The 13,967-nt window shown below is 38.0% G+C and carries 13 protein-coding genes; all 13 read right to left on the bottom strand.

The features are described 5' to 3' along the window. Positions 1-338: 338 nt before the first annotated feature. The 13 genes from HT689_RS08740 to jag all read right to left on the bottom strand — a co-directional run bounded on the left by HT689_RS08740 (position 339) and on the right by jag (position 13,961). The gene (locus HT689_RS08740; protein WP_173227067.1) at positions 339-1,640 is read right to left on the bottom strand and encodes an ABC transporter permease; all 1,302 of its coding nucleotides are present in this window, start codon (positions 1,638-1,640) and stop codon (positions 339-341) included. Further along, positions 1,609-2,292, bottom strand: a complete 684-nt coding sequence (locus HT689_RS08735) for an ABC transporter ATP-binding protein (RefSeq protein WP_173227069.1) — start codon at positions 2,290-2,292, stop codon at positions 1,609-1,611. The genes HT689_RS08740 and HT689_RS08735 overlap by 32 nt, the downstream gene beginning before the upstream one ends. Then, positions 2,273-3,481: a hypothetical protein gene (locus HT689_RS08730; RefSeq protein ID WP_173280973.1), complete on the bottom strand. Its 1,209-nt coding sequence runs from the start codon at positions 3,479-3,481 to the stop codon at positions 2,273-2,275. Before HT689_RS08730 ends, HT689_RS08735 begins: the two co-directional genes overlap by 20 nt. An 11-nt stretch (positions 3,482-3,492) precedes the next feature. Beyond that, positions 3,493-4,077, bottom strand: coding sequence for an ATP-binding cassette domain-containing protein (locus HT689_RS08725; protein ID WP_000861995.1), 585 nt, complete (start codon positions 4,075-4,077; stop codon positions 3,493-3,495). Between the two features lie 389 nt (positions 4,078-4,466). Further along, entirely contained in the window at positions 4,467-4,757 is a 291-nt protein-coding gene (locus tag HT689_RS08720) for a hypothetical protein (protein ID WP_138704848.1), read from the bottom strand. 153 nt (positions 4,758-4,910) lie between these two features. Continuing rightward, positions 4,911-5,831 carry an XRE family transcriptional regulator gene (locus HT689_RS08715; RefSeq protein WP_173227073.1) on the bottom strand — a complete coding sequence of 307 codons (921 nt, stop codon included), beginning with the start codon at positions 5,829-5,831 and terminating at the stop codon, positions 4,911-4,913. A 123-nt stretch (positions 5,832-5,954) separates the two neighbouring features. Next, a complete protein-coding gene (gene adhE / locus HT689_RS08710; RefSeq protein ID WP_173251830.1) occupies positions 5,955-8,606 on the bottom strand; it encodes a bifunctional acetaldehyde-CoA/alcohol dehydrogenase in 2,652 nt (883 codons plus the stop codon). 299 nt (positions 8,607-8,905) lie between these two features. Further along, the gene (locus HT689_RS08705; protein ID WP_000429317.1) at positions 8,906-9,316 is read right to left on the bottom strand and encodes an MORN repeat-containing protein; all 411 of its coding nucleotides are present in this window, start codon (positions 9,314-9,316) and stop codon (positions 8,906-8,908) included. Next, a complete protein-coding gene (locus HT689_RS08700) occupies positions 9,303-9,746 on the bottom strand; it encodes a low molecular weight protein-tyrosine-phosphatase (RefSeq protein ID WP_173227077.1) in 444 nt (147 codons plus the stop codon). Before HT689_RS08700 ends, HT689_RS08705 begins: the two co-directional genes overlap by 14 nt. 46 nt (positions 9,747-9,792) lie before the next feature. Continuing rightward, on the bottom strand, positions 9,793-10,092 hold the full coding sequence (gene yajC / locus HT689_RS08695; RefSeq protein WP_173227079.1) for a preprotein translocase subunit YajC: 300 nt from the start codon (positions 10,090-10,092) through the stop codon (positions 9,793-9,795). Positions 10,093-10,208: 116 nt separating this feature from the next. After that, positions 10,209-12,185, bottom strand: a complete 1,977-nt coding sequence (gene tkt, locus HT689_RS08690) for a transketolase (RefSeq protein WP_173227081.1) — start codon at positions 12,183-12,185, stop codon at positions 10,209-10,211. Between the two features lie 115 nt (positions 12,186-12,300). Next, positions 12,301-12,924 carry a ribonuclease P gene (locus tag HT689_RS08685; protein ID WP_173227123.1) on the bottom strand — a complete coding sequence of 208 codons (624 nt, stop codon included), beginning with the start codon at positions 12,922-12,924 and terminating at the stop codon, positions 12,301-12,303. Between the two features lie 50 nt (positions 12,925-12,974). Then, complete coding sequence (jag, locus tag HT689_RS08680; RefSeq protein ID WP_000260004.1) at positions 12,975-13,961, bottom strand: RNA-binding cell elongation regulator Jag/EloR; 987 nt, start codon at positions 13,959-13,961, stop codon at positions 12,975-12,977. Between the last annotated feature and the right edge of the window lie 6 nt (positions 13,962-13,967).

Raw genomic sequence — 13,967 nt, 5'->3', positions numbered from 1 at the left:
GCAGAAGACGTCTGTCAGTCTTCTACATTACTCCAACATAAGTTCTAAAAACTAATCTTTAACCGCATTCAAACGTCTCACACTAACTTCCACCATAGCGGAACTTAATCTGAAACGCTTTCAGATAAGGGGATTTTGTGCGCTCTTTTTTTCGATTCATTTTGGTTACAAAAGCAATAAAATCAAGCATGATTAAAACCAGTGGAACTTACCCTGACACGGATTTCCACTGGTTTTTACGATTTTTATCAGACTAACTTCCACTTGGATTAACGGTGGAAGTTAGTTTGGGAATTCACCAGTTTCTTTTTTAAACTGTAAATCAAGGAAATCCCTTACTATTCATATCGTAGCGATTCTACAGGATCCATTTTACTAATTTTACGTGCTGGGAAGTAAGCTGATACATAACCAAGTAGTAGAGCGAAAGCTAGAGTTCCTAAAACAGATAACAAATTTAATTCAAAAACCTTAGTGATGGATGGGTAAAAGTGACTTACAATCGCATTCGCCAAACTTCCCACCCCTTGTGCAACCGAAAATGCCAGCAGCAAGGCGATACCTACAATCCAGATAGCCTCGTAAATAAAAATTCCTTTGACATCACGATTTTGATAACCAACTGCCTTCATGACACCTATTTCCTTAGAACGTTGCATGATATTGATGTAAATGATGATACCAATCATGACTGCCGCTACCACAATAGCTTGTGATGAAAGCACAATCAACAATCCCTGAATGACACGAATAAAAGTAATCACAATATCAAGAACCTTCTGTTGGGAAAGAACAGTATACTTCTTGTTTTTCTGCAATTCTTCTGTTATCGCTTTTGTTTGTGATGGATCTTTGAGTTCCAAGATAAAATAAGATACAGCTTTTGTAAATCCAGCCTCCTTCAAAATCGTTTCCATTTGATGAGACGGCATGAAACTGTTACTGTCCTCCAGGTCATCTTCATCATTGATTACACGTACAATCTTTGTTTGAAATTGAGCAGTCTTGCTAGCTTCAGCATCATTTTCTACAATGCTGGCTGAGACTGATTTGCCAATAATATCACTAGCTGTCAGATTTTTTCCTGTCTGTTCATTCCAATTTTTTAGTAAACTGCTTGGAATCGTCAATCCCTGTTCATTTGCATCAGTATAGAGGGAACCAGCCAATACTTTGTCCGCCTCATTACTACTAACAGAGATACTTGTATCCTCATAGAGACTCACCACTTGAGCATAAGAAGGCATCGTTTGACTCAGATCCATTTCTTGACCATCTATAGTCATATTTGACATGATCATCCCAAAAGGACTCTCCAAATATTTAATAGTTTCTTTGCCAACTGTATCCGTGATATAGTTCTTATCATCTTGGTTCAAAAAGCCTCGTCCAACATTTTTTGTGTTTAAAGCAATCTGAACTTGAGAAGGGATTTGACCTCCATTCGTATTTTCATCAATCATCGAAATCAAAGCATTTCCCAAGCCGAAAGAAATTAAGACTCCTACAAAACCGATTGAGGTTGCTAGCGCAATCAATAGGTTACGCCACTTTCTTTCCATAAAGTTATTTAAAGAAAGTTTGAATTTGTTTTTCAATGATAATCCTTTATTTTTTGACTTCTTCAACGACTTCACCATCCTTCATTTTGATAATCACATCTGCATATTCGGCAACCTCTGGATTATGGGTTACGATCAATACTGTTTTCCCTGTTTGGGCTAAATTTTTAAATACTTCCAATACCATTTCTTGGGATTGAGAATCCAGCGAACCCGTTGGCTCATCTGCTACAATCATATCAGGCTGATTCACCAAAGCACGCGCGATTGCTACACGTTGCTTTTGCCCGCCAGAAAGCTGTTTAACATTTTTAGCCATAAAAGGCTCCATGCCCAAGTTACTTAATTGCTCCTTTGCAACCATTGTCATCTCCCTGTCAGATAAATCTTTGACATAGAGAGGTAGCTTGACATTGTCCAAAACAGACTGATGAGGAATGAGGTTAAAGTTTTGAAACACAAATCCAATCTTATCTTTACGAAATTGAGTTAGTTCAATCTCTGATAAGTCACGGAGGGATTCCCCTTTAAACTCTAAATCTCCTTCATATTGTCTATCTAAACCGCTGATGATATTGAGTAGACTGGTTTTGCCACAGCCTGATGGACCGTAAATCGCTGTAATTTTACCTTTTGCAATCTGCAGGTTAACATTTCTTAGAGCCTGCTCTTGATGTTTACCGTCCAAAGTGTAAAACTTTGAAATATTTTTAATGGATAAAATGGACATGATTATCTCCTTTAATTACTTTTGACAACATATGTCGATATAAACTACAATAAATAATACTGATATAAACTATATTTAACAATATCAAGCCCCATAAACCAAATAGTTTAATTTGATTGAATAATAAGCAAACCATAACTGGTACGAAGCGAATAATGTACAACGTTATCCTTGTATTTATAGGAATTGAAAAAGCATCTAATTCTTTCGCATTCTTGAAATGATACTTTCTAAATATAATTATCTCTAACATTTGTATCCCTTGGCATAAAAAATATGCTAGAGAAACTCCGAAAAGAAATAGGGAAATATCTATAAAACCGTACCCCAGATAATTTAAAAAGAAATATAGCGAGATCGACGGAACTAAAATACTAATAAAATTTAAAGACCAAATTCTTTTTTTTATAAACTTATTAAGATTAACCCCCACAGCCTTCAGATAAGGGAAGTCCTTATTTAAAGTAAGAAAATAAAAATTTATCCCTTTATTGCTAAAAAATACTGTCCCTGAAAATAAAGCTGTGTTCAATATCATCGCTTTATTCGAGATATCAATTCCTAAAAAATCTGGTAAAACCAACCACATGAACATAAACATAAAAGTTGAAAATACAGGTATAGTCATCGCTTTAAACACCGTCAAACCATCAACGACAGATAATAAATAGGTCATACTAAACGATTTTTTAAACCTTGTCCTAACATACCTGATTTTCGATATAAAAAATATACTATTAAGTAAAAAAACAAGTAGGCACGCAAATATTCCTAAAGAAATATCATAGAAAAAAATAACTACTAAGATTGGAGAAACTAGAATTAAATTCTTTAAAAATACTATATTCCAAAATTCTCTCCCTGTGACATTGAAAAATATCTTCATTGTACTCTCTGTTTTAGTTTTTAAAACATAAATATTTTCATAAATTATTCCTAATAACAAAATTGCAGGAACAAGTATTTTTACTAATTCAAAGTATGATAGGATACCCAAAATTTGATTTTCACTTAATAGCTTATAAACTTCTTGTTTAGCAAAACAAAATATAAAAATCAAACTAACAGATGAAAGAAAATATTTGTAAGTCGATTGAAGCAACGATAATTCCTTGACATTATTCGAATCATTCCAGTATCCCTGTCGAGATAGGAATAATAGAGTAATAGAGTAATAAAACTTTTCCATATAACTTTCCTCTACAAAGAAATAATCTGATCAACTGTCGGTAAAATTTCTTGCCTCTCGTGACTTACAATAATGAAGTGTTTGCCTAGATTTATCTTTTGCTCCATCAATTGAAGCAGATTTTCAACCGAAATTTGATCTAAACCTGATAAAGGTTCATCCATAACATACAAGTCCGAATCCAATAAAAACGCTGCTATAAGCATTACTTTTTTCTTTTCTCCTAATGACAATGATTGAATTGTTTGTGTCATTAATTTCTCATTCAAATAAAATTGTTCTCGTAATTCTCTTAACCGTTCTTCGAACAAATTTGTTTCAATAAAAAATTGTTTCTGTAAAAATCCGAATAATAAATTAGGAGATAAACCAATGAAATAGTTGTCCGAAGAATCTGGAACATAGCTAACTTTTTCTTCAGAAATCAATGAGCCAGAATATGGTTGAACAATTCCTAGTAATACTTTCAATAATGTTGACTTTCCTGAGCCATTTTTTCCAGTAATCAGTGTAAGACCTGAATTTGAAGTATCAAAAGAAATATTGTTAAACAGTATCCGACTATTTATCCTATACGAAATGTTCTCTACTTTCATTTTTTCTCCTTTTATATTATAATTAAAATAGTTGATAGTTATGTCTATAATCTTTTTGAGAATGCCCATTTTCAAACTGAGACATAACTATCAATTATTTTTTTATATTAATTTCTAATTTTACTAATATTTTATGTAAAAATCAACTCTGTTCTATTAATTTCTAAACTAGAACCACTGTTTAACCCAGCCCCAAATTGCTGTTAAAATCCAGTCAATAATAATCCATCTGATAATTCTCCATACGAAACTCCACATAATAATTCCTCCTATTTACTAAACCATTGTTTAACCCAGCCCCAGATAGCTTCCCATAGCAAACTAATCAGAATCCATTTTACAATTTTCCATACCCAACGCCACATATTTTATTTCTCCTTTTTAAATTTCTATTTTAATTTTCTAAAAAAATCAAAATCTCTAAATGTCCTGTTATTCTCCAACGTCATATCAAGTCCCTCATTTACTTCTCGTACAATAATAAGTGCATTTTTTTCTATTCCAATTATGGGATAGATTTTTAATCTTTTAGACTTTATTGTGATCAAATCCAATAAATAGCCGTTAACTCTTATTTCTACTTGAATAAGATTTGATAGTGTTTGTCGAATGAGCAGTACATCTCCTACTTCTGACATACCAGTCAATAAAACATTGTTTATTCTTTCAAATTCTAGCATGTCATTCCTCTAAACTCAAGTCCACCACCCACCCGTGATAAATAGAAAAATCATTATTTTAATCATAGTAAATTCCTTTCTCTTTATTATGAATCCATTGTAACAAAAAAGCGACATTTCCCCAATGACAGAAATGTCACTCCTATAAATCATTTAATAATACCTTTCTAAGTCTTCGCTCCATTCCTTATCTAAACTAACGAGTAACTTCTCATTACCAAACATCCTCGCCATCATTTTTGCTTCTTCATACTTTTGTTTGGCTGTATCATAATCGGTCTGAATATAATATTTCCACTCCACCATCAAGACAATCGGTTGCTTTTGGAAATCTCGTGTTTTTTGTCCTATTTTATTTAAGGTCTCGACTGCCCTCTTAAAATAATGAAACAGCCCCATAATTTCTATACAAGCTAAAGAAGCTAACAAGGAATCTCTAAGTAAGTCCAAACAATCGAACTCTATCTTATCAACCTGAGAACTTAGTTTGTCATGAAAACAAAGAATGGTTTCATGCTCAGATTCTTTTATCTCACCCACATTTAAACCATCCATTAACTGACAGTTGAAATACAGTCTCAGTTTCAACAAGTCCTCGGCTTTATATACATCTCTGGATAGTAAATCTTGAAGACCGTCTTCAATCACACCACTTCCGTATAAGGAATTACTAGTCGCTCTCACTGCATCTATAGCTTGAAGACAATCCACTAGCACTTTCTCATCACGGGGCAGGTCATCATAAAAACACTCAAAAATCTCATCAAAATATTCTTCCTTTTGTTCCTGCAACTCCTCGTCTCCATAGTCAGGATGATGTAAAAGAAAGTACTTTAATTCTTGGTAACGCTTGGGTAATTCCTTATAATCTGGCATCAAGACGTAGGACGGAATTTCTAATCGTTCTGCAATATATTCTAGTGTTTTTATCGTCGGGCGAAATTCTCCTTTTTCAATCCGCACCAACTGACGCACTGATAATTCAGACTCATCCCCGCAAAAAACTGGACGACTAAGTCCTTTCTCCTCTCTTAAAAGTCGCACTTTATCCCCTAACTCATTTATCTTGTTCATTTGCCCCTCGCATGATTATTAAAGATTTGATTTTCAAATAAATATATGCGATGATTATACCATTTTTCAAATAGAATTACAAAAAAAGAGACAGGATTTCTCCTGCCTCTAGGCTGATAACAATTATTTACGGCGTCCTGGTCTTTCTTTGTAGCCATAGTAAGAATCTTCGATGATTTCTTGCATATGGTCAACCATTGGAAGACGTGGGTTAGCTGGTGAACATTGGTCTTCATAAGCAAGGAAGGCTAATTCACGAGAATGTTCTTTCCATTCTTTTTCATCAATTCCTTGTGCTTTGAAGTTCATTTGGATACCTACGCGCTCACCAAGTTCGTAGACAGCTTTTGCGTAAGATTCAACCCCTTCTTCTGGTGTAGAAGCTGGAAGGCCAAGCATACGTGCGATATCTTGATATTTTTCATCTGCACGGTAGTAGTTATACTTAGGCCATGTTGCTGTCTTAGCTGGACGTGTACCGTTGTAGCGAATGACATATGGAAGCAAGATAGCATTCGTACGACCGTGGATTGTGTGGAATTGCGCACCAATCTTATGGGCCATTGAGTGAGAAATACCTAGGAAGGCATTAGCAAAGGCCATACCAGCGATTGTTGAAGCGTTATGCATTTTCTCACGTGAGTGGAAGTCTGCATTCTTAACTGAGCTTTCAAGGTTTTCGAATACAAGCTTGATGGCTTGAAGTGCAAGTCCATCAGTGTAGTCGCTAGCCATTTGTGATACGTAAGCTTCAGTCGCGTGGGTCAATACGTCCATACCAGTGTCCGCAGCAACAAATCCAGGAACTGTCAATACCAAGGCAGGGTCTACGATTGCCACAGTTGGTGTCAATGAGTAGTCAGCGATTGGGTATTTACGGTTGTTTGCTTTATCAGAGATAACGGCAAATGGTGTTACTTCAGATCCTGTACCAGATGTAGTTGGAATCGCGATGAATTTAGTTTTCTTACCAAGCAATGGGAATTTGAAGGCACGTTTACGGATATCCATGAATTTTTGAACAAGGTCACGGAAGTCCACTTCTGGTTGTTCGTAGAAGAGCCACATTACTTTAGCAGCATCCATTGGAGATCCACCACCGAGAGCGATGATTGTATCTGGTTTGAAGGCACGCATAATCTCAGTACCACGGTTTACAGTTGTGATATCTGGATCTGGTTCTACATCAGCAAAGATTTGGTAAACAACCTTATTGCGACGAAGGTCAAGTTGCTCGATGATACGATCAAGGAAACCAAGCTCTACCATGGCATGGTCAGTAACGATCATGACACGTTCAACGTCACGACATTTTTGAAGGTATTGAATTGAATCACGTTCAAAGTATGTTTTTGAAGGAAGTTTCATCCATTGCATGTTATTTCTCCGTCTTCCGACTTTTTTGATATTCAAGAGGTTAATGGCACTAACGTTATCCCCAACTGAGTTGCGTCCGTAAGAACCACATCCAAGTGTCAATGATGGCAAGAAGGCATTGTAAACGTCCCCGATACCACCGAAAGTAGAAGGTGAGTTACAGATAACACGAATAGCTTTAACAGCTTTACCAAATTCTTTAGTTAATTCTTCATCAGCTGTGTGGATGGCTGCTGAGTGCCCAAGACCGTTAAATTCAACCATTTGACGAGCCTTAGTAATACCATCTTCACGGCTTTCAGATTTCAAAACTGCGATAACTGGTGACAATTTTTCACGAGTCAATGGCTCATTTTCACCAACTTCTTTACATTCAGCAGCAAGAATGTTTGTTCCTTCTGGAACTGTAAATCCTGCTTGTTCTGCAATCCAAGTTGCTGGTTTACCAACGATGTCAGCGTTCAATTTTGCACCAGCACAGTTTTTGCTGTTTGCTTTGACGCCGAAGCAGAACTCTTCAAGAAGAGCTTTTTCTTTTTTGTTTACAAAGTAAGTGTGGTAAGATTTGAACTCTGCTACAAATTCATCGTAAATTTCTTTATCAATGATAACCGCTTGTTCAGATGCACAGACCATACCGTTATCAAATGATTTAGACATGACGATATCGTGTGCAGCTTGGCGGATGTTAGCTGATTTTTCAACATAAGCTGGAACGTTTCCGGCACCTACCCCAAGAGCTGGTTTACCACATGAGTACGCAGCCTTTACCATGGCGTTACCACCTGTTGCAAGGATTGTCGCAACACCTTCGTGGTTCATAAGGGCACTAGTTGCTTCCATAGATGGTTGAGTAATCCATTGCACACAGTTTTCAGGAGCCCCAGCTGCGATAGCTGCATCACGAACGATTTGAGCTGCGTGAGCTGATGACTCTTGAGCTGATGGGTGGAAGGCAAAGACGATTGGGTTACGTGTCTTCAATGAAATCAATGATTTGAAGATTGCTGTTGATGTTGGGTTTGTTGTTGGAGTGATACCACAGACAACACCGACCGGTTCAGCAATAAGAGTCAAACCTGTTACATCGTCTTCTTCAATAACACCAACTGTTTTAGTGTGGCGCATGTTGTTCACTACGTGTTCACAAGCAAACAAGTTCTTAGTTGCTTTATCTTCAAATACACCACGTCCTGTTTCTTCAAAGGCATGTAAAGCCAATTCTCCGTGGGCATCCAAAGCTGCTACTGATGCTTTGGCAACGATGTAGTCAACCTGCTCTTGATCCAACTTACGCATTTCTTCAAGAGCAACTAAAGCTTTTTGCACCAAGCCATCGACATGCTTTTCAGCAGCGAGTTTCTTTTCCTCTGGTGTCACAGTTTTTTTATCAGCCATATTTTCCTCCATAGCTTTCAAGGATTTAATCCTTTGTTAATTTTTTCACAAGTTTATTATAACGCATTATTTCAACTTTGTAAACAGTTTCATAAACATTTCACAAAGAATTTTTAGTTCCTTGTGAAATGTTTGTCATTTTCTTTTCTTAGCAAGCTTTTTCTTTAAAGTTTGTGAAATTTATTTCAAATGTTTTTTTATTTCACAAACTTGCTTGGAAGAGGAACTTGGAAAGATAGGGATTTACAGGTAAGCGCTTACTTAAACATTCTAACAATACCTCCTTTGATAAGGAGGCTTTATTTTTGTTGAAAAACGCCTTGTTTAAAAGTCCCTTCATAAACGACTTCTTGTTCTGTTGTTAGTTTTCCTTTTCCTTCAGCCTGACCATTTACAAAATCACCTTCGTAGGTCCAGCCTTCTTTAGATTGAAAGGTACCTTTTCCGTTGAAGGCTCCATTGTTGAAACCACCTGTATATTGGTCTCCATTTTGGAAGGTAATGGTACCTTGCCCATTCATTTTACCACGGACAAGACTGCCATCATAAACAATCGTTCCATTATCGAGTTTTAGAACACCTTTTCCGGGAATATTTAGAAAAAAGACGAGTACAGCACAAAAAACAATGGCAACTACTGCTAAAAGCTCGAGACGTGGACGAGTCAGATACACTCGATACTTTTCGTAAAAATTCTTAAGATTTTCCATCTTCACTCTCCTTTTCTAAACGTTCTAGCCAAACTTGACAGCCCTCTTGAACACGTCGATAGGTTTCCTCAAAATCTCCTGTATACCAAGGATCTGGAACACTTTCAGATGCAAATGAGTAAATCTTATCTTGACAGTCTACTGGACACATCTGACGTAAGTCAGAAACATTTGAAGCGTCCATTCCGATAATATAATCAAAGGCTTCAAAATCTTCCTTACTAATCTGAAGCGATGTTTTGGCTTTGTCGTAAGGAATCTGATACTGTTGAAAAATCCCTTGAGTTCCCTTATGAATCGGATTGCCGTGTTCCCAAGAAGAAGTTGCTCGACTTTGGATTTCGTAGTTATCTGTCATTGATTTCATAACAAACTCGGCCATAGGACTACGGCAAATATTTCCCAGACAGACAAAGACTAATTTTTTCATCCCATTTCCTTTCTTTTATAGAAAAACGGGAGTTCGTAATCCCGTCTTATTTTTCAATTGCGCCTTCTAGTGAAGCTGTGTCTTTCAGCGGTAATACGGTCTTGATAGCAGCTAGTTCAAAAGTCAAGTAAACTCCATCTACGTCAAGAACAATTGTTCCCTTCTCCGTATCTACTTCATCGACTGTTCCGTAAAGTCCACCGATTGTAATCACTTCATAGCCTTTTTGTAGTTTATTCAAGCTTTCCATACGTTTTTGTGCTTGTTTCTTTTGAGAACGTTGCGTAAAGAACATCAAGCCCACCATAAGGGCTAGCATGATTAAAAATGTATAATTTGGATTCATTGTCTTCTCCTTTGTCTTTTACATAGGACTACTATATCAAATTTCAGCTACTTTTACAAGATTGTACCTTGCTTTTCTAGTAATAAAAACCAGAGCATGCGCCCTGATTTTTAGGATTATTTCAAGTTTTGAACGACTTTTACAAGATTTTCTACAGTAAAGCCATATTCTGCCAATACTTTTGGTGCTGGGGCAGAGGCTCCGAAGGTATCAATACCGAGAACGGCACCATCGAGACCAACATATTTGTACCAGTTTTGACTTGCACCCATTTCGACTGCAACACGACGGCGGACTGCATTTGGAAGAATCTCTTCCTTGTAAGCTGCATCTTGTTTATCAAAGACATCTGTAGATGGCATGCTGACTACGCGGACTTTTGCGCCTTGACTAGCCAATTCTTTGGCAGCTGAGACAGCAAGATTGACCTCTGAACCTGTCGCAATCAAGATGGTATCAAAGTCTGCTGCATTTTCATAGACAACATAGGCACCTTTAGCAACCTTGTCGAAGTCTGTTCCATCTTCAACAGTCAAGTTTTGACGTGTCAAGACAAGGGCAGTTGGTGTTTTCTCACTTGTCACTGCAAGGTACCAAGCTGCTTGAGTTTCACGCGCATCTGCTGGACGGAAAACATTTAGATTTGGCATGGCACGAAGACCTGCTAAATGCTCAACTGGTTCGTGAGTCGGACCATCTTCCCCAACTGCGATTGAATCATGGGTAAAGACATAAGTCACAGGAAGACCTTGCAAGGCTGACAAGCGGACAGCTGCCTTCACATAGTCAGAGAAGACGAAGAAAGTTCCACCGTATACACGAAGTCCACCGTGAAGGGCCATCCCGTTCAAGATAGTTCCCATTGCAAATTCACGAACACCAAACTGAATGTTACGGTTCAAGCGATTGGCATCGTCTTGAAGTCCGTCAGTCTTGATATAAGTCATGTTTGAGTGAGCTAGGTCAGCTGATCCACCCAAGAAAGTTGGCAATTTAGCAGCTACAACGTTCAAAGCATCCTGACTCGAGTTACGAGTTGCTTGAGAAAAACCATTTTCTAAGACTGGGAAGTCTGCTGGAGTCACGTCGACTGGATCACGTCCGTCGATGATGGCTTCTACTTCTGCAGCCAATTCTGGATGAGCTTCTTTATAATCTGCAACTAATTTTGTCCAAGCTTCATAAGCTGATGCGCCACGGTCTACAACATGTTCTTTGAAATCAGCATAAACTTGTTCTGGGATTTCAAACGGCTCGTAGTCCCAACCAAGTGCTTGGCGAGTTGCTGCAGTTTCATCTGCTCCAAGAGGAGCACCGTGTACAGCATTCGTTCCTTGTTTGTTTGGAGAACCATATCCAATAACCGTCTTCACTTCAATCAAAGATGGTTTGCCTGAAGCTTTAGCTGCTTCGATAGCAGCATGGATTGCTTCCAAGTCTGTTCCATCTTCTACCAAGGCAGTATGCCAACCGTAGGCATTGTAACGGTCACGAACACTTTCTGTGAAGGAATCTTTTGTCTCACCATCCAAGTTGATGTCATTTGAATCATAAAGAACAACCAACTTATCCAGTTTTTGCAAACCTGCGTATGAAGCTGCCTCGCTTGAGACACCTTCCATCAAATCTCCGTCCCCACAGATAACGTAAGTATAGTGGTCAAAGATATTGTAGCCTTCGCGGTTATACTTAGCTGCCAAGAAACGTTCTGCTTGGGCAAAACCAGTGGCAGTTGAAATCCCTTGACCTAGAGGACCTGTCGTAGCATCAATCCCTGCCGTATGGCCAAATTCTGGGTGACCTGGTGTTTTTGAACCCCATTGACGGAAGCTCTTGATCTCATCCATACTAACATCTTCAAAACCAGAAAGGTGAAGAAGGGCATAAAGGAGCATTGAACCATGACCAGCTGAAAGAATAAAGCGGTCGCGGTTAATCCAGTTTGGTTGTGCTGGATTGATACGAAGTTGTTTTGTAAAGAGGCTGTAAGCCATCGGAGCTGCTCCCATAACCACACCTGGGTGACCTGAGTTGGCTTTGTTGATAGCGTCAATACCTAGGAAACGAATTGCATTAACAGATAGATTTGACATAGAATTTCCTTTCTATTTGAGGTGATTATTGAATCACACATTCTATTTTACTATTATATGAAAAAATACATAGAATAGCAATTAAACAATTCGACGTAAATAAGTATTCTATTTGCTACCCTCTGGTCGCCTGATAGTAGGGAAGTAAGCGCTCATAAGCTTCATCTAATTTTTCTAAAATCACTTCCAATGATTGATTTTCAATAAAAGAAACATCTGCCTTAACTAGCACTTTTCGGACTTCCTGATTGGATAGTTTATTTCTTAAAATTTGACGATTTTCTTCGTTCGCCTCCCACCGTTGACTTTGACCATCAGAGTAGACTAGATAATAAATCCCTTCAACGGTTGGAATTTCTAAAACCTTGGCTTGCTTGCCTAGAGTTTGCTCATCTTTCTTGCGCTCGATGAAACTGACTTCTAGTGAGACTCCAAAATCAGAAGAACTTCCATATAAACGTAAGGCTATCATAGGTTCTGCCACTTGTCCGTCTCTCTGTAGATAAACCCAAAAATGTGGTCGCAAACGCTGCGCTTGGTTCATCCACTGGCTAGTCTGTTGAAGTTGCCATTCTGGATGGCTTGCTTGAAAGGCTTTAGCCAGTTCTGTAAAAGCCTTTCGAGCCTCTTGGCCTTTGTGGCGCAATTCCAGCATTTTCTCTCGCTCTGCTCCTGCTTTATCAGGATTACGGTACTGGATCCCTGCAAAGTCTAAATAATCTCTTAACTTATTCAACATCTGTTTCATCTCCTCTAGCTAGCAAAAAATCAGGATAAACCTGATTCTACTTATTCTGTATCTACAACGACATAGCGATTTGGCTCGTCACCCTCAGAGTAACTAGTCACGCCATCCATACGTGAAATAATACGATGAATAATCTTGCGTTCACTATTTGACATAGGATCTGTTTGATGACTACGTCCTTCTTCTAAAACACGAGTCGCCAATTTTTGCGCATAGGTCTGCAAGACTTCTGCACGGTGTTCAACATAATCATTGACATTGATTGTAATGTAGAAGGTTCTTGAATAGCGGTTATAAAGATAATTTTGAGCCAATAGTTGCAAGGCTTTCAAGACTTTACCGTGGTAGCCGATAATACGACCTGGTTCGTTAGTGTCAATTTGCAAATTGATACTACGACGGTTATAATCATTTGAAAGCGTGGCTTCAACATCCATGTCATCCACAATCGCTTGAACATAGGCAGTCACATCCGTAGCCACCTGGGCAATATCAAAGCTCGGCTCAACTTTCAAGCCCATCTCTGTCAAGTCTTGATTTTCAGTTTGGTCTTGCTCAGTTTCAAGGTCATCAGCGCCCGCTTCTTCCCTCATCGCTTCCTCGATTTGAAGTTCATTTAAAATCTCAATGTGACCAGTTTCTTCTAAGATAGTGCTGGCATGTCTTTCATGTTTTAAGATTTCAGCCTTGACTTCATCAGAAATACCTTGGCCTTCCTCTTCAATCTTTTTAATTGCTTCTACAACATGACCCAAATCAACAGTTGCTTCACTGACTGTTTTAACAGGCTCATTCAAATCATTAATTTGCTTTGGAACTCCCTTTACAGCTTGTTGGTTTGCTTTTACAACTGTCGTTTCACTAATAGCATCGATATCCACTTGGGCTGGTTTTTTACCAAATAAACCAAGAAATCCTTTTTTCTCGCGAGAAATGACTTTGATATGAGCCTTCATTCTTGGAATATCTAATTCTTTCAATCCTTTCTGGATTGCTTCTTCAACAGTTGAACCTGTAAATACTACCATTACCAG

Source organism: Streptococcus sp. 2342 (genome assembly GCF_013276795.1).
GTDB lineage: Bacteria > Bacillota > Bacilli > Lactobacillales > Streptococcaceae > Streptococcus.
This window is presented reverse-complemented; position numbering and strand designations above follow the sequence as displayed.